The 22,868-nt window shown below is 44.2% G+C and carries 20 protein-coding genes; 10 read left to right on the top strand and 10 right to left on the bottom strand.

Going from position 1 to position 22,868, the window contains the following annotated elements; genetic code table 11:
- Positions 1 to 99 precede the first annotated feature (99 nt).
- A complete protein-coding gene (locus ACYVNW_RS10465; protein WP_460679812.1) occupies positions 100 to 1,962 on the bottom strand; it encodes a hypothetical protein in 1,863 nt (620 codons plus the stop codon).
- Between the two features lie 217 nt (positions 1,963 to 2,179).
- Between ACYVNW_RS10465 and miaB the strand changes: the two genes are divergently transcribed.
- The 8 genes from miaB to groL all read left to right on the top strand — a co-directional run bounded on the left by miaB (position 2,180) and on the right by groL (position 10,680).
- Positions 2,180 to 3,649: a tRNA (N6-isopentenyl adenosine(37)-C2)-methylthiotransferase MiaB gene (gene miaB / locus ACYVNW_RS10460; RefSeq protein ID WP_460679811.1), complete on the top strand. Its 1,470-nt coding sequence runs from the start codon at positions 2,180 to 2,182 to the stop codon at positions 3,647 to 3,649.
- A gap of 37 nt (positions 3,650 to 3,686) precedes the next feature.
- The gene (locus ACYVNW_RS10455; RefSeq protein WP_460679810.1) at positions 3,687 to 4,058 is read left to right on the top strand and encodes a four helix bundle protein; all 372 of its coding nucleotides are present in this window, start codon (positions 3,687 to 3,689) and stop codon (positions 4,056 to 4,058) included.
- 30 nt (positions 4,059 to 4,088) lie between these two features.
- Positions 4,089 to 5,330 carry a sigma-54 interaction domain-containing protein gene (locus tag ACYVNW_RS10450; RefSeq protein WP_460679809.1) on the top strand — a complete coding sequence of 414 codons (1,242 nt, stop codon included), beginning with the start codon at positions 4,089 to 4,091 and terminating at the stop codon, positions 5,328 to 5,330.
- An 8-nt stretch (positions 5,331 to 5,338) separates the two neighbouring features.
- Positions 5,339 to 5,872, top strand: a complete 534-nt coding sequence (locus ACYVNW_RS10445; protein WP_460679808.1) for an LptE family protein — start codon at positions 5,339 to 5,341, stop codon at positions 5,870 to 5,872.
- 29 nt (positions 5,873 to 5,901) lie between these two features.
- Entirely contained in the window at positions 5,902 to 8,025 is a 2,124-nt protein-coding gene (locus ACYVNW_RS10440) for a hypothetical protein (protein ID WP_460679807.1), read from the top strand.
- Between the two features lie 9 nt (positions 8,026 to 8,034).
- Positions 8,035 to 8,400, top strand: a complete 366-nt coding sequence (gene secG, locus ACYVNW_RS10435; protein ID WP_460679806.1) for a preprotein translocase subunit SecG — start codon at positions 8,035 to 8,037, stop codon at positions 8,398 to 8,400.
- A gap of 212 nt (positions 8,401 to 8,612) precedes the next feature.
- The gene (locus ACYVNW_RS10430; RefSeq protein WP_460679805.1) at positions 8,613 to 8,888 is read left to right on the top strand and encodes a co-chaperone GroES; all 276 of its coding nucleotides are present in this window, start codon (positions 8,613 to 8,615) and stop codon (positions 8,886 to 8,888) included.
- A 154-nt stretch (positions 8,889 to 9,042) separates the two neighbouring features.
- On the top strand, positions 9,043 to 10,680 hold the full coding sequence (gene groL, locus ACYVNW_RS10425) for a chaperonin GroEL (protein ID WP_460679804.1): 1,638 nt from the start codon (positions 9,043 to 9,045) through the stop codon (positions 10,678 to 10,680).
- Positions 10,681 to 11,147: 467 nt separating this feature from the next.
- Here groL and ACYVNW_RS10420 read toward each other — a convergent pair whose 3' ends face one another.
- The 6 genes from ACYVNW_RS10420 to ACYVNW_RS10395 are packed head-to-tail and all read right to left on the bottom strand — an operon-like array spanning position 11,148 to position 17,293.
- On the bottom strand, positions 11,148 to 12,491 hold the full coding sequence (locus ACYVNW_RS10420) for a DUF58 domain-containing protein (RefSeq protein ID WP_460679803.1): 1,344 nt from the start codon (positions 12,489 to 12,491) through the stop codon (positions 11,148 to 11,150).
- Between the two features lie 5 nt (positions 12,492 to 12,496).
- Positions 12,497 to 13,477: an AAA family ATPase gene (locus tag ACYVNW_RS10415; RefSeq protein WP_460679802.1), complete on the bottom strand. Its 981-nt coding sequence runs from the start codon at positions 13,475 to 13,477 to the stop codon at positions 12,497 to 12,499.
- 8 nt (positions 13,478 to 13,485) lie between these two features.
- Positions 13,486 to 14,652, bottom strand: a complete 1,167-nt coding sequence (locus tag ACYVNW_RS10410) for a DUF4350 domain-containing protein (RefSeq protein WP_460679801.1) — start codon at positions 14,650 to 14,652, stop codon at positions 13,486 to 13,488.
- Positions 14,649 to 15,383 (bottom strand): DUF4129 domain-containing protein, encoded by a 735-nt coding sequence (locus ACYVNW_RS10405; protein WP_460679800.1) that lies wholly within the window; start codon positions 15,381 to 15,383, stop codon positions 14,649 to 14,651. Before ACYVNW_RS10405 ends, ACYVNW_RS10410 begins: the two co-directional genes overlap by 4 nt.
- A 1-nt stretch (position 15,384) precedes the next feature.
- A complete protein-coding gene (locus ACYVNW_RS10400) occupies positions 15,385 to 16,350 on the bottom strand; it encodes a DUF2189 domain-containing protein (protein WP_460679799.1) in 966 nt (321 codons plus the stop codon).
- Positions 16,334 to 17,293, bottom strand: a complete 960-nt coding sequence (locus tag ACYVNW_RS10395) for a stage II sporulation protein M (protein ID WP_460679798.1) — start codon at positions 17,291 to 17,293, stop codon at positions 16,334 to 16,336. Before ACYVNW_RS10395 ends, ACYVNW_RS10400 begins: the two co-directional genes overlap by 17 nt.
- Before the next feature lie 82 nt (positions 17,294 to 17,375).
- Here ACYVNW_RS10395 and ACYVNW_RS10390 point away from each other — a divergent pair, with 82 nt between their 5' ends.
- Positions 17,376 to 18,134 carry an RDD family protein gene (locus tag ACYVNW_RS10390; RefSeq protein ID WP_460679797.1) on the top strand — a complete coding sequence of 253 codons (759 nt, stop codon included), beginning with the start codon at positions 17,376 to 17,378 and terminating at the stop codon, positions 18,132 to 18,134.
- Here the strand turns inward: ACYVNW_RS10390 and ACYVNW_RS10385 are convergent.
- Both ACYVNW_RS10385 and ACYVNW_RS10380 read right to left on the bottom strand, forming a co-directional pair.
- The gene (locus ACYVNW_RS10385) at positions 18,116 to 18,469 is read right to left on the bottom strand and encodes a DUF2752 domain-containing protein (protein ID WP_460679796.1); all 354 of its coding nucleotides are present in this window, start codon (positions 18,467 to 18,469) and stop codon (positions 18,116 to 18,118) included. The two genes, ACYVNW_RS10390 and ACYVNW_RS10385, sit on opposite strands and share 19 nt — an antisense overlap.
- Positions 18,469 to 18,936, bottom strand: coding sequence for a DUF5684 domain-containing protein (locus tag ACYVNW_RS10380; RefSeq protein WP_460679795.1), 468 nt, complete (start codon positions 18,934 to 18,936; stop codon positions 18,469 to 18,471). Before ACYVNW_RS10380 ends, ACYVNW_RS10385 begins: the two co-directional genes overlap by 1 nt.
- Before the next feature lie 174 nt (positions 18,937 to 19,110).
- On the opposite strand from ACYVNW_RS10380, the gene ACYVNW_RS10375 reads away from it, so the two are divergent.
- Positions 19,111 to 19,569 carry a hypothetical protein gene (locus ACYVNW_RS10375; RefSeq protein ID WP_460679794.1) on the top strand — a complete coding sequence of 153 codons (459 nt, stop codon included), beginning with the start codon at positions 19,111 to 19,113 and terminating at the stop codon, positions 19,567 to 19,569.
- A gap of 7 nt (positions 19,570 to 19,576) precedes the next feature.
- Here ACYVNW_RS10375 and ACYVNW_RS10370 read toward each other — a convergent pair whose 3' ends face one another.
- The gene (locus ACYVNW_RS10370) at positions 19,577 to 22,759 is read right to left on the bottom strand and encodes an ATP-dependent helicase (RefSeq protein WP_460679793.1); all 3,183 of its coding nucleotides are present in this window, start codon (positions 22,757 to 22,759) and stop codon (positions 19,577 to 19,579) included.
- Positions 22,760 to 22,868 lie beyond the last annotated feature (109 nt).

Raw genomic sequence — 22,868 nt, 5'->3', positions numbered from 1 at the left:
ATGGCGAGGAGGAACGACGTGGCCATCGCTTGCTATGCAGAGGCGTAAATGCCTCCGTGCGATGGCCACGTCGTTTCTCCTCGCCATGACAAAGCATGGTTACCGCCTTGCGCTCAATTTGGCATCATACCTGGCAATCGCATCTAAAAAGTTATGATGCGGACGGGTTTGCGATTGCAGGCGCATCTTCAAGGCTTTGCGCTCTTTACGCAGCTGCTTTTTCAGTTGGCGTTCTTGTTTCTGCTGCCGGCGTTGAATAATTTCTGCCTTTACCTTCTGCTCAACAGCTGCCCCATAACCCACGCTGGCTTTTACACCCGGCAACAGGGTTTTAAACAATGTCTTGAAAAAGCCGGCATTATCCGGCCGCAGGTAGCTCACGGGGTAAGTGCGGGGCGTTGCGCCAGCTACCGATGGGTTATCGCGCTCCAAAATTACGTAGTTAGCAAATATGGAACCAATGGCAAAGTGCTTGAATTTATCGTTTAAAGTATCAGGGCGTAAAATGTGTACCTTTAAGTTATTATACAGCATTTTTACCTGGCCGTCTGCCCGTTTGCGGTTGCCGGTAATGTCAAATGTGAAACTGTTTAACTGGCCCGATTTTAATTCCAGCAGGGCCAGTGGCTTGGTAGCAGGGTTCAATGCATTCAGTTTCATGGCATCTACCCGTCCGTGCGCACGGTAGCTTTTAGCGCTATCGGTTAAATTAAATTTAAACTGCAAATCGGCCCGGCCTTTATCCATCAGCCATGTGGTGAATTGCATGTCACATATATAATTTTTCTGCAATACCTCCGGGTCTGAACTCACGTTTTGCATCAGGCCATAAGTGTTGTTGAAACTGATAAAACCTGCTTTTTTTGATCGTTTGCTATAGGCTTCGTAACGCACATCAAAGCGGCGCAAAGCTACACTATCTATTCGGAAACGGCTATGTAAGCGATGTATAGCTACATTAGGGAAGCTGCCCAACTTATTTTTTTTACTGGCCGAATCAATAGCAGCATTACTTGTAAAATTGATCCGCCCACCGGTTAAGGAAAGTTTTGAGCATTTAAGGGTATGGTATTTAATATAATTACGGTAATCAAAGCGGTCGGCTTGCAGGGTGTCTAAATGCACCGCATAACGGTTGTGCATGGCCTGGCGGTAATATACTTCAGGTTGAGCAGGCAGCAAAGCCATATCGTAAGCCTGCAGTTTTGAGGTGAGTGTTGAAAATACCAGTGATTTTACCTCATACCGGTACAGGTTATTTTTCGACATGCCATGGTAGTTGTTTAACTCGGTAATCAAATCCCGGCAGTAATAAAAGCGCGATTTATCATGTTGGGTAGTAGAGTCAATCAGCAGATCTTTCGCAGTAATATTCATCTCACGCAGCTCGGAGATATCCAGCTTGATGCCCGAGTAATCATCATACCTGAACTTAATATCATTTAAATTAATCTCCTTAATTTCGATGGATTTAAGCATGGAGCGTATGCGCTGCCAGGCTGTGCGCCTGTCGTTCCTAACGGTATCTTTAGTATAATTTAGTTGGTACCTCACATGCAAATCCGGGGCGCTCACCACTATCTGGTCTATCAATAACTTGTTTCTGAAATACAGTCGAAAAGGATGTATACGTCGCAGCACCAGCTTTTTTACATGCAGTTCATACAAGTTATTGGGCGCCAGGTGTTGCTGTTTGCGCTTGTTGTAAACCGGCAAGTTGGGTTTGATGGTAATATCATATATTATCAGTTTTCCCTGCAGAATGTGCAGGCGGGCATCTTTAAAAGTAACAGTATAAAGGCTGTCCGTACTGGTCAGTACCGTGCTTTTAACTTTATCGGCCAAAATGGGCGACCAGTAGCGGTTAATCAGGAAAGAAACGATAATCACAAGGCCAATGAGGCTGATTACAGGGTAGAATATTTTTTTTCTACAGGTATATCCTAAAAACTTAACGGTCATGTAAAAACAATACGGCCTTCCTCAACAGCTGTGGTTATTAAATGGTATTAGTATTTAACTCTCCTAATATAAACATTTGTACACAAACGCATAATTGTTACACAAGCACTTGCATCAACTTATGGATAACACAGCAAATTCGATTTTGTTAAATGCTGCCAAAGTGTCATTCTATAATTAAAATTCTGTATTTTTGCTGCGCTAAAAAAATAGAAAATTGATGGATTTGTTGATTCCGGATAAAACGCACGACGAAAGCAGGCAGGGTGAGGCATTAATGCTGGATATAGATACTGAAAAAAAGAATGGTCGCAAGCTGTACATTGAAAGTTACGGTTGCGCCATGAACTTTTCGGATAGTGAGATTGTGGCTTCCATCCTGATGGAAAAGGGATTTGAAACCACCAATGATTTTAAGGTGGCCGATGTAATTTTCATCAATACCTGCTCTATACGTGAAAATGCCGAGCAGCGTGTACGCAACCGCCTGAGAGAATTTACCATTGCCAAAATTAAAAACCCCGGCATGGTAGTGGGGGTGCTGGGCTGTATGGCCGAGCGTTTAAAAGCTAAGTTTTTAGAAGAAGAAAAACTGGTAGACGTAGTAGTGGGCCCTGATGCTTACCGCGATTTGCCTAACCTGATTGATCAGGTAGATGGCGGCCAGAAAGCGGTAAACGTACTGCTGTCGCGTGAGGAAACTTATGCCGACATTAACCCCGTGCGTTTAAACAGCAATGGTATCAACGCTTTTGTATCCATTATGCGTGGCTGCGATAATATGTGCTCGTTCTGCGTAGTGCCATTTACTCGTGGCCGCGAGCGCAGCCGAGATCCGCAATCTATCCTCAATGAGTGCCAGTCGCTATTTGACCAAGGGTACCGCGAGGTAACTTTGCTGGGGCAAAATGTGGATTCTTATAAATTTACCCCACCCATCCTCCCTGGAGGGGAGGGGGCAAGCACTATTGAAAATCTCCCCTTCGGGGAGGTTGGAGGGGTAGTTAATTTTGCCAACCTGCTCGAAATGGTGGCGAACATTAGCCCTGAGCTGCGGGTTCGCTTCTCTACTTCGCACCCTAAAGATATTACCGATGAGGTGCTTTATACCATGGCGAAGTACAATAATATCTGCAAGTATATTCACCTGCCGGTACAATCAGGCAACAGCCGGGTGCTTGAACTGATGAACCGTACTTATGACCGCGAATGGTACATGAACCGCGTGGATGCTATTCGGCGTATTTTACCGGGCTGTGCTATTTCAACCGACGTGATTGCCGGCTTTTGTACCGAAACTGAAGAAGAACACCAGGATACCCTTAGCATGATTGACTACGTACAGTATGATTACGCCTACATGTTCTCTTACTCTGAGCGCCCCGGCACTTTAGCCGCTAAACGCTACGCTGATGATGTACCCGAAGCCATAAAGAACCGTCGCCTGAAAGAAATTATTGCCAAGCAACAGCAATATTCGCATGTGCGCTTGCAGCAGCAGGTAGGCAAGGTGCAACGCGTACTGATTGAAGGTTTCTCTAAAAAATCAGACCAGGATTACTGCGGCCGTAACGACCAGAACGCCATGGTGGTGTTCCCGGTAAGTGAAAACTACAAACCAGGCCAGTATGTTGATGTACTGGTGGACAGGTGTACAACGGCAACTTTATTAGGCCAGGTTATATAGAGCCAAGAGCCAAGAATCAAGAACCAAGAGTTTTCTTATGATAAAGCATAATTTTAAGAATTTATTGGTTTGGCAAAAGGCGATGGATTTAACAGACTTAACTTATCAATATTGTAAGGGCTTACCGTCAGATGAGCGTTTTAATTTAATTGATCAAATAAATAGATGTTCTTGTTCAATCCCATCAAATATAGCCGAAGGTTCAGGGAAACGTACAACAATACATACAGCAGAGTTTCTATCAACTGCACTCACTTCTTCCTTTGAATTGGAAACACAGTTGCTGATTTGTAGAAGAAGAGATTATGGGGATGAATTAAGGTTAAATAAATGTTTAGAGTTAGTACAAGAAATTCAAAGAATGCTTTTTTCTTTTAGAGATTACATTTTAAAAGAAAGCACATCTTGACTCTTGATTCTTGGCTCTTGATTCTACTTTATGAACGTACAAGAAATAAAACAACGCTTTGGCATCATCGGCAATTCGCCGTTGTTGAACCGGGCGATAGATATAGCTAACCAGGTAGCACCTACCGATATTTCGGTGCTCATTACCGGGGAAAGCGGCAGTGGTAAAGAGGCTTTTTCGCATATTATCCACCAATTGAGTGCGCGCAAGCATGGGCCTTTTATTGCCGTAAACTGTGGCGCTATCCCTGAGGGTACTATTGACTCTGAATTATTTGGTCATGAAAAAGGCGCTTACACTGGTGCTGTAGGCGAGCGTAAAGGGTATTTTGAAACCGTAAACGGTGGTACCATATTTTTAGATGAAATAGGAGAGATGCCCTTGGGTACACAGGCCCGTTTGCTGCGGGTATTAGAGTCGGGGCAGTTCATCCGTGTAGGTTCATCAAAAGTGGAAAAAACCAACGTGCGGGTAATTGCAGCTACTAACGTAGATGTATATGAGGCAGTAAAAGCCGGTAAGTTTCGCGAAGATTTATACTATCGTTTGAATACCGTTCCGCTACGCATTCCGCCCCTGCGCGACCGTAAGGAGGATGTGTACCTATTGTTCCGCAAGTTTGCGGCCGATTTTACTGATAAATATCGTACGCCGCCCATCCAGTTAGATGAGGCTGCACAGCAAATGTTGATGAGTTACTCATGGCCGGGCAACGTAAGGCAACTGCGTAATATGGCCGAACAACTGGCCGTGCTTGAGCGCGACCGTACCATTACTGCCCAGATTTTGCAAAACTATATCCCTTATGAAAGCGGGCGCAGTAATCTGCCCATGCGGGTAGAAAACCAGGGGAAGGAAGATTTTTCAGAGCGCGACATCCTGTACAAGGTGCTGTTTGATATGAAGCGCGATATGGTGGAACTGAAAAAACTGGTGGCCGATATTATTGAAAACGGCGCCGGTGCAGCCAATTACAGCGGCAATATCCAAACGCTCAATAAAATCTATCCTGATTTGGAGCTGCCTGTGCATACCGAACCTCAATTCACCATACAGCAGCCCGTAGTGCAGCCTGCCACTAATTCACATAACGATAATTTTATCACTCACCACGCGGAAGAGGTAGAAGAATCGTTATCTCTGATAGAGAAGGAGTCGGATTTGATACGAAAGGCGCTCAAAAAGCATAAAGGCAAGCGTAAGCTGGCTGCCAATGAGTTGGGTATATCAGAACGCACCCTTTACCGTAAAATAAAAGAATTAAACTTATAAACGCATACATGAAAAAGTTGAGTGGCATAGTGGTCATGATCATGACTATGGTATGCCTGTGTTCTTCCTGTTCGGTAACCCTCAGTGGTGCCTCTATTCCGGGCACTATGAAGACTATTTATGTGGGTTATTTCGAAAATACCTCGCAACTGGTAGTGACCAACCTGAGCCAGATTTTTACCGATGCGCTCAAAAACCGCATCCGTTCGCAAACACGTTTGGTGATTACCCAAAACCCGGAGGTAACTGCCGATAAATCAAGCGGCAGCCTTACCGGTACTATTACCAATTATAGTTATGCGCCGGTATCTGTACAGGCTACCAATAACAACCAGGCGCCTATTGCCAACGCTACACGTTTATCTATTACCGTAAACGTAAAGTATACCAATGAGGCCAACCCTAAATATAACTATGAGCAGCAATTTACCCGGTATATCGACTTTACCGGCGATTTGGCTGCGCAGGAGCAAACCCTCATACAGCGCATCAACCAGCAATTAACCGAAGATATTTTTAACCGGGCTTTTGCAAATTGGTAGGTAATTCGTAGTTTCAACCTCGCACAAATATGGAACAGGAACAAACTGCCAAACGTAACCAAACTTTACAGGAATTACTGAGTAAGCCGGGTAATGCAGGTTACGAGGAGCAGAACCTTTTAAAGCAACTGGTAAAAGAGCATCCGCAAAGCGGATTGCTGCAAGCGCTGTATGCCTGCATAGCTGATCGCGCTGCATTAAAGCAGGCCGGTGTATATTTTAACAGTGCTGCTTTATATAAAACAGCGCATTCTCCCTCGGCTCTTGCGGCATTAAACGAAGGGCAACTGGTCATCTCATCGCCGCTTGCAACCGCATCACCTGCAGCGCTTGATCCATCGCCTGAATTTGATAAGGCGGATGTTCCTGCTGAAGATGCAGCAGAATCTATATCGGTAAGTGATACATCATTAGCAGAAATTCAACCCGGAGCTGTGCCAGCCGGAGATTTGGAAGAGTTAAACTCTGCTGAATCAACCAGAATTGAGCCGTCTCTTGAGCAAGAAGTGCAGGATTCTGAAGCAAGTACCGGAACAGGGCTATCTGAATCACCAAAAGTTGATGATTTGCCCGATGCTGTTGATGGTCAATCAGAAGCAGGTGAGGATGATCACATTAACCATACGGAGCATCAGCCAATCGACGACGCTTCAGAGACAGAAGAAAGTTTTTCTGATGAATCCTTAAGCGGTGAAAGCGAATCCGAAAACCTGCAAGTAGCAGCTTCTGAACCTGTAGTTACTCATGAGCCTCCTGTTCAACCTGTAATTGCAGCAGAGGATGATGAGATATATGAGGAGATTGTTGGTATTGAAGATATCAACTTTACACCCATTAACCAGCCGCTGGCAGCTGTAGCTGCTTCTGAACACCTGGCTGAAATGGCGGATGAAGTAACCGCCGAAGAAAATGCACCCGAGCAACAACCTGCTACGCCGCCCGTAGCTGTACTGGCTGAGCAGGAGGCCGAACCACAACAGGTGACTGAAGAAATGGCTGAGCTGGAACAAGTTGCAGAGCCTGACAGCGCGACTCTTGTTGATAATGAAGAGCAACCTGAAGAAGGATTTACCGGCGCACAGGAAACCGAAGAAGACAACGAAAATACTTCACTACCCGTAACAGAAGCGCCTGCGGAAGAACCATCAGTTATTGAAGAAGTTGTTCAGCAGCAGGATGAAGAAATAGTTGCTGAAGCGCCGGAAACTACTGAAGCCATAGAGGAACCATCAATATCGGCAGATGCAGATGATGAAGTTGAGGATGAGGCAGAATACCAAGCCGCTTTGGCAGACCAGCAAGATGAAATTCAGCCGGCTGAGGAAGCACAGCAAAGTGATAATGCAATAGTAGAGGGTGAGCAATTTGCTACTGAACCCGAACCGCCGGCCACTCACCCTGCCGGGGATGAGCTAATAGCTGAGGATAGTCCCGCCGAGGTAGCAACACCAAAAACTACAGATGTAACTGAAAAGCTGATTATTGAAAATATAGCAGCTACCGATTATTTTATTTTTGATCAGGCCTTTCGCGATCGTAACCCGGCAACAGCTAAAGAGCAATCAGCACCGGTACAGGAAGCTGTACCGCAGCCTGCCGCTGCATCTACGCCGCCAATAGCTGACGAAAACAGTGATGTATCTAAATACCACGACGAAAAGATGCCGTACAGCTTTATGTGGTGGCTGGATAAAACCCGCCGCGAGCATGCCGGTATTTATCAGCCTTACATCAAGCCGCAATCTGCGCCGGTGCAGCCACAGGGTACAACTACTGAGCCCGATGCGAATTTGCAGCATCAGTATATAGAAAGTATTTTACATCAAACCCCGGTGGATGGTTTTGAGGCCGACCATACCCAAACGGTAAACCCTGCCATACGCGATAAAGAGCATAAAATTATTGAGCGTTTTATACAGGAAGAACCGCAAATCAAACCGCCCAGCAGCGAAAAATTGGGTAGTGAAAACAAGGCCAAGCGCAGCGCCGAAGACCAGGATGAGTTAATAACGGAAACCCTGGCCCGCATTTATGCCGACCAAATGCTATATGCAAAAGCCATAGCTACTTACAAAAAATTAATATTGAAATTTCCGGAAAAAAGCACGTACTTTGCAGACCAAATTGCTCGACTACAACAAAAAATAAGCTAATTAAATATTATGTATACGTTATTATTGATTTTAATCATCCTGGTTTGCTTGCTGTTAGCCGTTATTGTGCTGATACAAAATCCTAAGGGTGGTGGCCTTACTTCTAACTTTTCAAGTTCATCGCAATTGCTGGGCGTACAAAAAACAGGAGACATTTTAGAAAAAGGTACCTGGATTTTAGCCATTACTTTAATTGTACTTTCATTAGCCATTAACGTAGCTGTAAAAACTGCACCTGCCAGCAGCGCAGGTTCTGAATACCGCGATCAGATTCAAAAAGCTTCTAAGCCTACCGCGCCGGTAAGCACAGGGCCTCTGAATTTACCGGGCGCTGCCAAGCCAACTACACCGGCTCCGGCACCAGCCAAAAAATAATACATACCATTAATAAAAAAGGCTTTGAATACGTTTCAAAGCCTTTTTTATTTTATGCCTGCCTGTCAGCCTGACACGTATATGGAAATGCAAACATTGTCATGACAATACAACAGCAAAACTGTCAAATCAGCTTTAAAGCGGCAGTTGGCACAATTGCTGTGCAACAGGAAGCGAAAATAACTTTAATCAATCAACATTAAATTATAATTATGTCAGTAAACATTAAGCCTATTGGAGACAGAGTAGTAGTAGAAGCTGCTCCTGCCGAAGAGAAGACTGCTTCAGGTATCTTTATTCCTGATACAGCCAAAGAGAAACCTCAGCAAGGTACTATTGTTGCTGTAGGCGAAGGTAAAAAAGACGAGCCGCTTACCGTTAAAGTTGGCGATAAGGTATTATATGGCAAATACTCAGGTACTGAAATTACTTACGAAGGTAAAGAGTATTTGATTATGCGTGAATCAGACATCTACGCAGTATTATAAAAAGATGTTAGATATGAGATTTGAGACATTAGAAAGTGCTCAACCTCATTCGCTTAATTGAACTTATTTAATAAAAAGAAAAAAATGATTTGAAATTTGAATGTTGCAGAAATAAATCTCACATCTCAAATCTCACATCTCAAATCTTAAGAACATGGCAAAAGTTGTAAAATATAACGTAGAAGCCCGCGATGCTTTAAAACGCGGTGTGGATATACTGGCTAATGCGGTTAAAGTAACCCTGGGCCCTAAAGGTCGTAACGTAATCATCGACAAAAAATTTGGTTCTCCATCTATCACTAAAGATGGTGTAACTGTAGCTAAAGAAATCGAACTGAAAGATTCTTTAGAAAACATGGGTGCCCAGATGGTGAAAGAAGTAGCTTCAAAAACTGCTGATATTGCCGGTGATGGTACTACTACTGCTACAGTATTAGCACAAGCTATTGTAACCGCAGGTATTAAAAACGTAGCTGCCGGTGCCAACCCAATGGATTTGAAACGTGGTATTGACAAAGCCGTTGCTGCTGTAGTAGCTAACCTGCAAAGCCAGTCTCAAACTGTAGGCGAAGACAATAACAAAATCAAACAAGTTGCCTCTATCTCTGCCAACAATGACGAAGTAATCGGTTCATTGATTGCTGACGCAATGGGTAAAGTAGGTAAAGATGGTGTAATTACTGTTGAAGAAGCAAAAGGTACTGAAACTGAAGTTAGAACTGTAGAAGGTATGCAGTTTGACCGTGGTTACCTTTCTCCATACTTTGTGACCAACGCTGATAAAATGGAAGCCGATCTGGATAACCCTTACATCCTGATCTACGACAAAAAGATTTCTTCAATGAAGGAATTGCTTCCTATCCTGGAAAAACAAGTACAAACCGGCAAGCCATTGTTAATTATTGCTGAAGATTTAGACGGTGAAGCACTGGCTACTTTGGTGGTAAACAAAATTCGTGGTTCGCTGAAAGTGGCTGCTGTTAAAGCGCCTGGTTTCGGCGACCGTCGTAAAGCCATGCTGGAAGATATCGCTATCCTGACTGGTGGTACTGTAATTTCTGAAGAAAGAGGTTATAAATTGGAAAATGCTGACCTGAGCTACTTAGGTACTGCTGAAAAAGTAGTAGTAGATAAAGACAATACTACGATTATCAATGGTGCTGGTTCTCCAGACGAGATTAAAGCTCGTGTAAACCAAATCAGAGCCCAGATTGAAACTACTACATCTGATTACGACAGAGAAAAACTGCAAGAGCGTTTAGCTAAATTATCAGGTGGTGTGGCTGTACTTTATGTAGGTGCTGCTACCGAGGTAGAAATGAAAGAAAAGAAAGACCGTGTTGACGATGCTTTACACGCAACCCGCGCTGCCGTTGAAGAAGGTATCGTAGCTGGTGGTGGTGTAGCCTTCATTCGTGCCGTTGCTGCTTTAGATGGTGTTCAGGGAGACAACGAAGACGAAAAAACCGGTATCCAAATCATCAAACGTGCTATCGAAGAGCCATTGCGTCAAATCTGTGCAAATGCAGGTATCGAAGGTTCTATCATTGTACAAAAAGTAAAAGAAGGTACTGCTGATTACGGTTACAATGCCCGTACTGATAAGTTTGAAAACTTAATTGGTGCCGGTGTAATTGACCCAACCAAAGTATCTCGTGTTGCTTTAGAAAACGCTGCTTCTATCGCTGCAATGCTGTTAACCACTGAGTGTGTGTTAGCTGATGATCCGGAAGAAGAGAAAGCCGGTGCTGGTATGCCTCCAATGGGCGGCGGCATGGGCGGCATGATGTAATCATCATTGTTTTCCACATATATAAAGGCCTTGTCTGATTTTTCAGACAAGGCCTTTTGTTTTGTATACTATACAGAACCGCTTCTGTGTGATTTAAAAGCAGTTCTGTATAGATAATTGTTAATCATTTGATTGATTTTAGTTGTTTTTAGTATAAATGTAAATAATGTGAATAAATATTTGAAACAGCCTGTCAAAAGGCATACGCTTTGAATATAGTTCAGTACTATGAAACAGATACTTCAAAATCGGAAACAACTGCAGTCAAGGATTATTGAGTGGGTGGCAGTAAATGGCCCGGAGATCATCCATAGCTTTATGTCATAAACAATGACGTATGCATAGTCTACAGTCTGGGACTATAGACGCGCAGAAACTATATATAGAAAAAGGCCCTGACGGAGACATCCGTCAGGGCCAAAACATTTAATATATGATGCCTTAACAAAAGGTGTTCAGCTAAATATTTAAATACCCTTGCGAGCTTTTATCTCCAAATAACGATTGATGGTGTTTATAGTAAGCTGTTCGGGTGGTGTTAAAATGGAAAGAATGCCATGTTTGCTCAGCTCTTTTACAATGAGCTTTTTATCATAGGCAAATTTTTCAGCAATCGTTTTAATATAAATCTCTTCCACATCTGCCGCAGGCTTATCGCTTAGTTTACTCAATTCGGTATTTTCGAAAAACACCACCAGCAATAAATGATAACGGTTAATGCGTTTCAACAAGGGCAACTGCCGCTCTAAAGCCGACAAGCTCTCATAATTGGTGAAGAATACCACCAAGCTACGTTGTTTAATTACCCTGCGGATGGTTGCGTAGAGCAACTCCAGGTTAGTTTCCAGATACCGGGTTTTCTCGCGATATAGCACTTCCAAAATGCGGTTGAGCTGTGCAGGTTTACGCTCGGCCGGCACTACGGCACCTAATTTTTCAGCAATGGTAATCAGTCCGGCTTTATCTTCCTTTAACATCGCCACGTTGCTAAGCACCAGGCAGGCATTGATGGCATAATCTAACAGGCTCAATCCCTCGAAAGGCATTTTCATCGCCCGTGATTTATCGATAACACAATATACCTGCTGCGATTTCTCGTCGGTAAATGAGTTGGTCATTAAATCGCCCCGGCGGGCAGTGGCTTTCCAGTTAATGGTACGGTAATCATCACCGGCTACATAATTCTTTACCTGCTCAAATTCCATACTCTGGCCCAGGCGGCGTATCTTCTTGATGCCAATTTCGCTTAAGCGGTTAGATATGGCCATTAATTCATACTTCCGCATTTGTAAAAATGAGGGGTACACCGGTAACATCTCCGCCTGCGGAAAGGTAAACCGCCGCCGAACAAAGCCCAGTGATGACATCACGAAAACCCGTACATCACCAAACTCATATTCGCCGCGTTTGGTGGGGCGCAACTGGTAATTAATCAGTTTGTGCTGCCCAGAGTTAATTGTAGTGGTAAACCAAATATCACGCCGCTGAAACTGGAATGGAATCTCATCAATAATGGCTGCCCGAATAGTAAAAGGGTAGCGATTCTCAACATAAATACCCAATTCGTTCTCATCGCTGTTGCTTAGTCTTTCCGGGGCATGGCGACGGGCAAACATACTGTTTGGTGTACGGTATAGCAATATAGTGTCTACCAGTAACAATAAAAGAAAGACGAAAAAGGCAAGCTGAGGCAACACGCCCAGCCACGGAAAAAAGAAAGCCAGTATAAAAAACACAGCGCAACCCGTGAGCACGGCAAACAAGCGCGGCGTTAAAAACAAAGTTTTATAAAAGCGGGTAAACTTTTTCAAGTGACTTAGCGGGGTATTTCTATCTTTTGTACCAGTTGTGTAATTACTTCATCGGGCGTAGCACCCTCCATTTCCTTGTCGGGAGTTAAAATAATGCGGTGGCGCAACACAGGCGTTACTACTTTAATGACATCTTCGGGCGTTACAAAATCGCGCCCGCTCATGGCAGCAATGGCTTTGGCACTGTTAACAATAGCCAGCGAAGCCCTTGGTGAAGCCCCTAAATACAACGATTTATGGTTGCGTGTTTCGTGTACAATTTTAGCCACAAACTCCAATATTTTGCTTTCCACATGCAGGCTGCGTACCTGTTGGCGTAAGGCAACCACATCTGCTGCGCTTAATACGGGTTGAATGTGCTGCAACTGATCTGTTGTTTTTTGCTGATGCTGCTGGGTCAGGATGTGTATTTCTTCTTCCAGCGATGGATATTTAACCTCAATTTTAAACAGAAAACGGTCCAACTGTGCTTCCGGTAAGCGGTAAGTACCTTCCTGCTCTACAGGGTTTTGGGTGGCCAGCACCATAAAGGGCTCATCCATGGGGTAGCTTTGCCCGTCAACTGTAATTTGCCGTTCTTCCATCACCTCAAACAGGGCAGACTGGGTTTTGGCCGGTGCGCGGTTAATTTCATCTACCAGTACAATATTGCCGAATACCGGGCCATGCTTAAATTCAAAAGCTGTGGTTTTCGGGTTGAATACTGAGGTACCAATCACATCAGACGGCATTAAATCGGGCGTAAACTGTACCCTTGAAAACTTGGCATCAATGGCTTTAGCAATCAGTTTAGCCGTCAGAGTTTTGGCTACGCCGGGTACGCCCTCAATCAAAATATGGCCGTCGGCCAGTATGCCGGCAATCAGCAGGTCAATGGTATCGTGCTGGCCGATGATGATGGTAGCCAGCGCAGTTTTAATTTGCTCAACCGCAGTATTCAGGCGGCTCAAATCAGTTCTTTGTTCGAATAAGGGTTGTTCTTCCATATCAGCGTTTAGGCTTGGGCGTAAAATTTATCAATCAGGTTGTTTAGTAGAATCAGTTCATGGTCATCAATCTTGCTTTGAACACTCACATAATTGATGTGCGATAATAACTCATGAATAAAGGCCGGTTGCATGCCGGTTTTTTGCGTCAGTTTCTCGGCAAACTCTTTAGTACCAAAAGCAGCACGCAGTTGGTAGCGGGTTCTTAGGTAATCGGCCAGGTAAGTGATCTTCTTTAAGGCAATGTCATTGTGGTTCCGCTGCTCGTAATATACACGGCCTACTACGTTCACAAAATCGGTAGTGGCATTACTAAGCGGCTCGATAACTGGGATAATGCGCTGGCGGCGTTTGGCCTCAAATGCGATAAAAAGCAGCATGGCTGCCAAACTAATGTAATAAGCCCAACGCAAATTTTCATGAGCAAACAGTACCCGCAAAGGTGATTCATCTTCCGGAATATCATGGTTTTGATATTGATCCCAGTAAATGTGCTCGGCATCAGGCAGGTAAGAGAGTACATGCGAAATATACGCCGCTCCCGCAGGTTTCAATAAACTGTAATTGGTAAGCAAATGCGGGGTGGCAAACAGGTACAAGTTACCCTTGCCAAACTGATAGCGCAAATAATTGGTTTGCCCCTGCTGGTTACGGCTCAATGAAATGGCACGGGTGGTATCAAAACTGCTAAAATATTGCGCTCCAAGTTCACCTTTAAATTTATAATCGGTGCCAGCTTTTAGTTGAGGATTAGTAAAGGCAAACCTCATCTCTTTGGCATCTGTATAACCAGTTTCAAGGTTTAAAGTGTCTGCCAATGTGCCACGCCAGCTAAATGCTGATATAAATACATTATTGCCCCTGCGGATGTACCCTTCAAGCGCTTTCCAATCGGTTTTTTGAAATGCCACACCGTGTGCGATGATCAGGTAATTACCTGGTGCCATATCAGTATCCTGAAATACTTGGCTAGGTGATAAATTGGTGCGGCTCACCTCAGCCCCCGGAAACAGCTGCTTTAGCTGATGATGCAGAATAAAAGTACCATAGGGAATTTTATCATTATAATATAAAGTCGATTTCCAGTTGGTGGGTTTTGGGCGGTTATACTGCGCTATTATATAGCCAACCAGCAGCAATGAAGCGATGGTGATGTAAATTTTAAAGTCCTTCATGCCATGTGCTTTTTAAAATTTACAAACAGTGTGTTGATGTTTTGATAGACCTGGGCATCAATGGCAAATTCGCCGTACCATGCGTATTCAAATTGCCGGGTGAGCTGGCTAAATTCCTGCCGGCGTTCGGCATTTTGTAACTCAGCGATGTAGGCACTATTGGTTTTGTTCAATTGCCAGTTAATTAAACCGGCATCATTTAACTGTTTCAGGCTCTTCAAATACAGTAGCCTGATGGCCAGGCGGTAATTATGTTGAGCCAGTACGTTTTCAAGTTCGGTATCAAAATTAATCTCGTGAATGTTTTCAAAAACTTCACTGTAAGGCATTTCGGCAGCTTTCGGCTTACGCCTGAACAGGGTAGCCATGTCCACGCCCATTACCCTTAATATGATAAAGGCAATAGCCGCAATACCCGATATGATAAACAGGTATTTTAAGGCCGTCATAAATAAGGAAATGCCACGTTTACTGGTTTTTACCGGTTTGAACAAACTCCAGAACCAACGCCAAAATCTATCCCACCATGACTCCTGGGGTACGGTTTCCTGATATTGAAAATCTGACTGGTTACGGTATTCGTTAATGCTGCTGGCATTGAAGTGGCGTACCTGCAACTGGCTGGTATCTGTTTTTAACACCAACGGCGCTTTTTTAACTTTGGGCTGCGCTGATAACGGAGTAGCCGCAGTTAATAAAATTAAACTCAGTATAAGAAATAGCTGCCGCATATTAATATTCTTCGATGCCGGAGTTTTTGCTCTCGGCATCATCGGCCATGCCGAATTTGTTGATACGGCTCAGCATACCGGTACCTTCTTTTACTTCAGTTAAATTAAAATAACACAGCGCCGCAGCCACTACCGGAATAATGTAAAATACATACGCGATATGCTGTACAACTGCTGTGGCTACCATCAGCGTTTTATTGAAAGTGCCGACACCATTTTTTATAGAGAATACCATGCTGATGGCATTGGCTACTGCCAGCGGCAGTGCCACCAAACCGGCACAAGCCGCGGTAATAAGGCCAATAACGAACAAGGTACCAAATGTTACCCACCAGTTGCCTTTAACCAGGCGGAAGCTTTGTCTCATGGCATAACCAATACTGCCATTCTCTATTACTATGATAGGGAACATAACAGAGGCGATAGGGTAAATCCAGAAGGCCAGCCCAAAGCATACCAACCCACCAAATATAATGAGGCTTAACGAGCGCGAACCATAACCAAACAACATAAACAAGCCGAATACCAAGCCCATGGCTACAGTAAGGAGCAGGCCGGCTGCCAGTACACGCCAAAAAAAGTATTTGATATAAGCCCAAACCTCGGCAGTAGTAGGCGGTACGCTGCCTTTATCTTTATACAAGTGCATGTAGCTCAGTATGGTAACCAGCAGCATCATATACGTAAGTATAACAAATATGACGGTTACTACATACTCAACACCTATTACGCCCAGGTTTGAAAATATAGTAGGCGTTTCGGTGCCGTAAGCGCTTGCATTGTTAAGTGCATCAGCCATGCGTATTTGCTGCAGTGATGCAGCTACAACACTACCCAGCAAAAAGAAACCGCAAAAAGTAAAGAAGCAGCTCATCAGCGGCTTGAAATTTTGCTTGATAAAGGTAAAGGTATCATTCACTACCTCGCCAAAATCACGGGGTTTAGAGAGCTCAATTCTGGGTTTCATAAGAGTTGCGTTTATACAATTGGTTAGGATAAATAATAACGTACCAGATCATGAAGCATAACGATCCGGCTAAAATGCCGCAGCTTAACCAAACCGGCATTTCAGTGTGGCGGGTAACAAAGCTTTCAAATATAGCAGCTATGATAAATAAGGGCACCAGGCCAATGGCAATCTTCATCCCATCTTTAGCGCCGCGTTTAAAAGATACCATGCGGCTGTAAGTGCGCGGAAAAAGCAAGCCGTTACCCAATACCAACCCGGCAGCGCCGGCTATAATTAATGATGAAATTTCGATGGTGCCATGTATAAATATAGTGAGTACCGAAGCTACACCCAATCCTTTGCTGATGAAATAATATTGAAATGAGCCCAGCATTAACCCATTACGAAAAAGATAGTAAACTGTGCCCAGCGAAAACAGCGCGCCGCTTACAAACATCACCAGCGATACATAGATGTTATTGGTAGCAATAGCGAAAAACATAGTAAAAGCGTTCTGACTTTTGTATACGCCGAAGGGATCACCTTTGGCTATGTTTTCGTTAGTCATGTCTACATAGCCGTCGCCCAAAATCAGCCGTACAAAGCTATCGTCGTACTTGGCGGATAGTACACCCATTAATGTAAATACTATGAAGAAGCAAAAGGAATAGAGTAGTTGCTTTTGGTACTGTTTAAATAACAGCGGTAGTTCGGCCACCCAAAACTCAACAAAGCGACTGCGCCTTTCTGATTTGTTTTTGTAAATAGACTGGTGTAGCCGGGCTGCCAATCCGTTTAAATAAGCAGTGGTATTTGATTGCGGATAAAATGTTTTGGCGTAGGCCAGATCGTCCGTAATGCGGATAAAGCGATTAGCCAGCTCATCGGGGTTGGTGGTGGGCTGGTGCTCAAACTCCTTCCATTTCTCGGCATTTTGTTTTACAAACAGCGGTTCGCGCATCAGTTTATGATAAGGCTTTACAGTGGCATAAATTAAATACAAATATGTTAGCTTTCAACTAAAAAATTATATTTGTTAGCGTATGGATACCATAAGAATAACCACATCACAAAACATAGATATTGATTACGAACTGGCCGGTTTGGGTGAGCGCATGGTAGCCCGGATTATAGACATGGGGCTATTTTTCGTTATCCTGATTGCTTCCTTAATCATAATAGGTTTGAAGGCAGATAATAGGGGAAGCAATGACGAGCCTTACTTGATTATTGGCATCTTGGCTGTTGTTTACGGCCTTCTTTTTGTGTTTTACGACTTATTGTGCGAGATATTTATGCACGGGCAGAGCATAGGTAAGCGCATCATGAAGATTAAGGTCATCAGCCTGGAGGGCAAGCAGCCCACCATTGGGCAGTATTTATTGCGCTGGCTATTCCGCATTGTAGATTTTAGCTTAACCGCACAATTGGGTGGACTTATTGCTGTTGCGGTAAGTGAGCGCAAGCAGCGTATAGGAGATATGGTGGCAGGTACCACATTAATTAAAACCAACCCGCGTACCCAAATGAACCAGATATCTTTTATGCCCGATGAAGGGTTGGTTTACGAGCCTGTATTTAAAGAGGCCGTTCAGTTAAGCGAAAAAAATGTAGCGCTGATACAGGATGTAATTAATACCTATGTAAAAACACAAAACAGTATGCTGGTTTATAATATGGCCTTACGTATTAAAGAACACCTGGGTGTTACCCCGCCGGCCGGTATGAACGACATGAAGTTTTTGCAAACCATTATTAAAGATTACGGCTACCTGGTTTCAGCTCAGGAAGGTATGGTGTAAATATGCAGCATTTTAAAGGCATAGCTGATCCATATCAGGCTTGCTGTTAAAATGTAAACACATTTTTTGATGCTGTTATTTGCCGTGTCCAGTTTGAAGCGGTTGTCGGCAATGGTATATACCGTTACAGTCAACAGGGGTAATGTTGCTGGATAAAATAAAAAGCTTTGATGAAAATTGCCATGCAATAAGGCAACAAAAGAACGCTGAAAACCACAGCCGGGGCAATCTATACCCGTAAGGTATTTGATAGGGCAGGGAAGCAAATGGCCCCGCAGCCAATTGATGAACAATAAGCTACAGGGCCATAATTGATTTGCTAAAATTAAGTTCATTACACCTGCGGAGGTGGGTTGTTATTTGAAAACGGATCCCTGTAATCTTTTGAAGGGTCATAAGAGTGCAGCGGACCTGCGCCGGCAGGGCCCAAGTAAGGATAATTGCCAAAGGCCAACAGAGGGAAGAATACGATGCCTAAAAGCAGTAAGCCAATAGTAAAGCCTTCACTCTGGCCAAAGCTCTTGCTGAGCAGGTTGAATGTCCATACCAGGAAGATGATGTTTACACAAGGGATGATGAACAATAAGAACCACCAAGCTGGTTTGCCCACAATTTCCAGAAGCACGATAAGATTATAAATAGGAATAATGGCGGCCCATCCGGGTTTGCCTGCTTTGGTAAAAATTTTCCAGTAAGAGATAATCATGATTACCGATAGCACTAAAAGTGGAATCATTAAAGCGCCTATAATACCGGCAGCTGCAGCAGACGAGCCTGTGTCGTACGTTTCGTAACTTTGCATCGTTTTAAGGTTTATTTTAGTTTGTTGATGTGGTTAAATTACAAACAAAAATTTAGTTTAAAACAACTAAGCTCTAAATATTTTAATGTACCAATAAAGTTGCAGAAGCATAACAGCTGATCAGTTTTTGTTTAGACGCCCGGTATGCTTGTGATTTTGATGAGAATATAATTCATGAAATTAACTTACACCACTCATGCGGCCGTTATGGCCTTAATCAGCCTGATTCCGGTGTTTCCGCTGGTGGCGGTATACCCTGCCTTTTGGTTTGTAGTAAGCGGTAACAATTATGCACAGTTGACACCCCTACAAGCTACCTGGATATTTATTATTTTTTGCCTGCTACTGCTCGCCGGGGTAATGTCAGCTTTTGCTTATTATGTACGTGCTTATGCTGCCACAGGTAAATCGGCGTTCAAAAACGTATTCTCCTTGTTTTGCGTAGCCAATTATGTACTGATTGATGTACTCATTTTTATATTAGGTACAGGTATTCCTTTATACGGCGGCGAATCCATGTTTTTCCTGTTCTTCTCAGGTCCGTCAGCTTCGCTCAGCCTTATACTTTTCGGTTTAATTACCGATAGGTACCAGTGGTGCCTTGCACACAGCAAACATGTACTTAATCAGTAGCTAAAGCTTATTCATCATCGGCGTCATCCGCTGTGCGCTCCAGTATCCGGCCTGGTTGCCTGAAGTTACTGCGCACAAAGTGGCACCAGTCGCAATCTTTTTTTCCGCAGCCGGTATCAAACTCGTGGTTCATAATTTTATGGTACACGGTGGTGAGCTGCTCGGTTACGGATTGCTCATCTTCCGGCGTAATGTGTACATATTCTTTATGATACTCATTGGGATTAATAGGCTCCACAAAATCAAATACAGAGGCCTGTACCTGCCAGTCTTTGGTGCGGTCGTTGTCAATTAGTAATTTATAAAATACGGCCTGCCGCCAATAGTCACCGCCGTTGGGCTGAGCATTGCCGGGGCGCACCAGTTTTTCTTTCGCGTACTTGATTTTGCCGGTTTTGTAATCTACAATCACTACCTGCTTGCCGTTGAACTCTACTTTATCCAGATGGCCTTTTACCGGTACGCCATTAATTACCACATCTTTTACCGGAAGCTCCACACGGGCGTTCTTGTTCCAGTGTGGCACATTCTGGTTATAGAATACCGGCAAAATCTTTTCGCCGTATTCAGAACGCAGCCTGAATTCATCGCTGGTAAAGGCATCGCGGTTACGGTTCATGTACCACCTGAACTCGCGCATAAAGTCATTCACCGGCGGGAAGTTCTTTTCCGGGTGATTTTCCATGCGGTTATACACTTTCTGCAAAGCATGGTGCACTGCCGAACCGAAGGCCATAGCCGCGCTGCGCCCGGCAGGTACCCTAATGAGGTTCTGGAAGTAAAACTTCAGCGGGCAATCTAAATAAGTATTCAAATGAGTTACAGAAATTACATAATTCTGCAGCAACATATTAATATAGTTCTTATCCAGCAACTCCACTTTCGGCTTGTCTTCCTCATTAAACTGGGTGAGGTAAAAAGACATCATATCTTCTTCGCTTACTTTAGGGTGCTGCGTTTGCAGGTGTGTTTCAGCTAATATTTCGCCAACAAATTGAGAAGGCTCCAAATCTTTGCCATTGCGGTCTTTGGCAGGGTAGGAGATCATGAGGCACTGCTTGGCACGGGTGAGCGATACATAAAACAAGCGGCGGCCTTCTTCCTGCTGTGCCAGGTCATCGGCCGAAGCCTGCATCAGTGTATCCGGGAAAGCAAAGCCGGTATTGCGGCCTTTGGTATCCCATATCTTTTTATTGCAACCTATTAAAAATACATGCTCAAATTCCAGCCCTTTAGATCCATGAGCGGTAATAAAGTTTACGCCATCCTCTGTATACATCACCTGATTCAATTCCAGTGGAATACGGTTGCGCTTCATCAGTTCGATAGTTTGCGTAATTTGCTTCAGATGGATTTCAGGGGTCTTGCGGTTCTCATCTTTTATGAAGTTGAATAAACTATTAAGCACCTCCATATACCAGCCCTTGTTGGGCTGTTCCATAATATGCTTCAGAATACCCATGCAGGTAATTACCTGCTGAAAGAATTGCTGCAAGCTCAAACTCACTGATGCCTTAAGCAAAAAGTTGATATCACTTACCAACTGGCGCATAGCTACATTGGTTTCCGGCTCTTCGAACAGGCCCAACTGCTGCGAAGGTGTCATCTCGCTTACGTAGCGGCGCAATGAGGTTTTGGGCTCATTGCTCATCATGGCCGAATAGTTTTCTTTCGATACCGCAATGCTGGCCTTGGCAATTTCTATAGGTGGAATATCGAAGAAATCATAGTGCATGATTTCAAACAGCAGTTCATCGCCGCTGTAAGGCATGTCCAGCTCCATGGCCAGGTAGCGCAATATGTTGATGATCTTCTCCCCGAATGGCAACGACAAAATATCCACTTTCTTTTTGGTATTGACAGCTATCTTATGCTGGTCCAAATAGCGGATGAGCTCCTCAGCCTGGTTGTGGTTACGGTAGATGACCGCTATTTCGGCAGGCGGCGTACCTTTGGCAATCAGGTTTTTGATTTGCAGGGCCACATCGGTTATTTCCTGATCGGGGTTGAGGTATTCACGTACCGCAGGTTCCACCTCGTCCTGCAAAAAGCGGGGATGAGAGGCTTTCAGATTTTTATCCAGCCGCAATTGTGAGGTCAGGCGTTCCTTGTTGTTGTTAATGAGCAGGCGCGATATATCCAGAATGGATTGGTTGGATCGGTAATTATCCTTTAATACTACGGTATACAAGGTATCTACATAATCGCCGGCAAAATCCAGTATGTTTTTCATGTTGGCACCCTGAAAACGGAAGATAGACTGGTCATCATCGCCCACCACAAAAATGTTGGGTGTATGCCAGTAGGCCAGCAAGAACTTGAGCAGTTCATTCTGTGAACCACTGGTGTCCTGAAACTCATCTACCAGTATATACTGGTATTTTTCCTGGTAACGGCGCAGCAGGGCTTCGTTTTCGGTAAAAGCACGCAGTACCCAGATGATCATGTCGTCATAATCATAACGGTTACGGTCTTTCATGGCCTGCTCGTAGTTGGCATATTCACCCACGGCGCACAGCAGCTTATCCATTACTTCTTTGGCCGCATCTATGGCCGATTGTTTTACATCTCCCTTCTGAATGCCTTTAGCTGCGTTAGCTCTTTTATAAACGAAGTCCTCGCGGTTGGGCAGGTCGTCCATATATTCCTGAACGGCAAGTTCAATTTGCGGCAATGTCCAGTTCTCCCGCTTCATGGTGGAGAACAGGCTGCGCAGGCGGGGAACGTCAAAGTAAATATCGCCGGTAAAGCGCTTCAATAAGTGGTCGGAACCAAAATTATCCACCAGTTCGCGGAATAGCATAGCCGATTCCAAATCGGTGAGCGGCTCCAGGCTTAGCTTGCCAAAGTACTCCAGGTTTTCCTGGATGACATCATTGCAAAAAGCATGGAAAGTATAGATGCTGATGCGGTAAGCATCGGGACCGATAAACTCAAACAGGCGCTTGCGCATGGCTACAGCGCCAGCGTCGGTATAGGTTAAGCACAGAATTTCGTTGGGCTGAGCATCGGTTTCGAGCAGTATTTTACCAATGCGGGCGGCTAATATCTGTGTTTTACCCGTGCCCGGGCCAGCCACCACCAGCACAGGGCCGTCGGTTTTATTAACGGCACTTAGCTGCTCGGCATTGAGGCCGGCAATGATTTTTTGAAAACGTTCGTTGTATTGGGAAGCTGCGTTGGGTGTCATGATTTACTACGTAAATATACGCAACAAAGGGCAGGGTAGGCGTAAGGCGGATGTAAAAATTAGGGTGCTGCGTGTGTTTCATTTGAAACACACGCAGCAGGCGCAGCAC

Source organism: Mucilaginibacter koreensis, assembly GCF_054783355.1.
Note: the sequence above shows the minus strand (reverse complement) of the source record. Positions and strands in the feature narration are given on the sequence as shown.

Excerpts from the sequence above, each read along its gene's own strand:
- ACYVNW_RS10465 (WP_460679812.1), bottom strand. The coding sequence starts at position 1,962 with ATGACCGTTAAGTTTTTAGGATATACCTGTAGAAAAAAAATATTCTAC.
- ACYVNW_RS10455 (WP_460679810.1), top strand. The coding sequence starts at position 3,687 with ATGATAAAGCATAATTTTAAGAATTTATTGGTTTGGCAAAAGGCGATG.
- ACYVNW_RS10450 (WP_460679809.1), top strand. The coding sequence starts at position 4,089 with ATGAACGTACAAGAAATAAAACAACGCTTTGGCATCATCGGCAATTCG.
- ACYVNW_RS10445 (WP_460679808.1), top strand. The coding sequence starts at position 5,339 with ATGAAAAAGTTGAGTGGCATAGTGGTCATGATCATGACTATGGTATGC.
- ACYVNW_RS10440 (WP_460679807.1), top strand. The coding sequence starts at position 5,902 with ATGGAACAGGAACAAACTGCCAAACGTAACCAAACTTTACAGGAATTA.
- secG (WP_460679806.1), top strand. The coding sequence starts at position 8,035 with ATGTATACGTTATTATTGATTTTAATCATCCTGGTTTGCTTGCTGTTA.
- ACYVNW_RS10430 (WP_460679805.1), top strand. The coding sequence starts at position 8,613 with ATGTCAGTAAACATTAAGCCTATTGGAGACAGAGTAGTAGTAGAAGCT.
- groL (WP_460679804.1), top strand. The coding sequence starts at position 9,043 with ATGGCAAAAGTTGTAAAATATAACGTAGAAGCCCGCGATGCTTTAAAA.
- ACYVNW_RS10415 (WP_460679802.1), bottom strand. The coding sequence starts at position 13,477 with ATGGAAGAACAACCCTTATTCGAACAAAGAACTGATTTGAGCCGCCTG.
- ACYVNW_RS10410 (WP_460679801.1), bottom strand. The coding sequence starts at position 14,652 with ATGAAGGACTTTAAAATTTACATCACCATCGCTTCATTGCTGCTGGTT.
- ACYVNW_RS10405 (WP_460679800.1), bottom strand. The coding sequence starts at position 15,383 with ATGCGGCAGCTATTTCTTATACTGAGTTTAATTTTATTAACTGCGGCT.
- ACYVNW_RS10400 (WP_460679799.1), bottom strand. The coding sequence starts at position 16,350 with ATGAAACCCAGAATTGAGCTCTCTAAACCCCGTGATTTTGGCGAGGTA.
- ACYVNW_RS10395 (WP_460679798.1), bottom strand. The coding sequence starts at position 17,293 with ATGCGCGAACCGCTGTTTGTAAAACAAAATGCCGAGAAATGGAAGGAG.
- ACYVNW_RS10390 (WP_460679797.1), top strand. The coding sequence starts at position 17,376 with ATGGATACCATAAGAATAACCACATCACAAAACATAGATATTGATTAC.
- ACYVNW_RS10385 (WP_460679796.1), bottom strand. The coding sequence starts at position 18,469 with ATGAACTTAATTTTAGCAAATCAATTATGGCCCTGTAGCTTATTGTTC.
- ACYVNW_RS10380 (WP_460679795.1), bottom strand. The coding sequence starts at position 18,936 with ATGCAAAGTTACGAAACGTACGACACAGGCTCGTCTGCTGCAGCTGCC.
- ACYVNW_RS10375 (WP_460679794.1), top strand. The coding sequence starts at position 19,111 with ATGAAATTAACTTACACCACTCATGCGGCCGTTATGGCCTTAATCAGC.
- ACYVNW_RS10370 (WP_460679793.1), bottom strand. The coding sequence starts at position 22,759 with ATGACACCCAACGCAGCTTCCCAATACAACGAACGTTTTCAAAAAATC.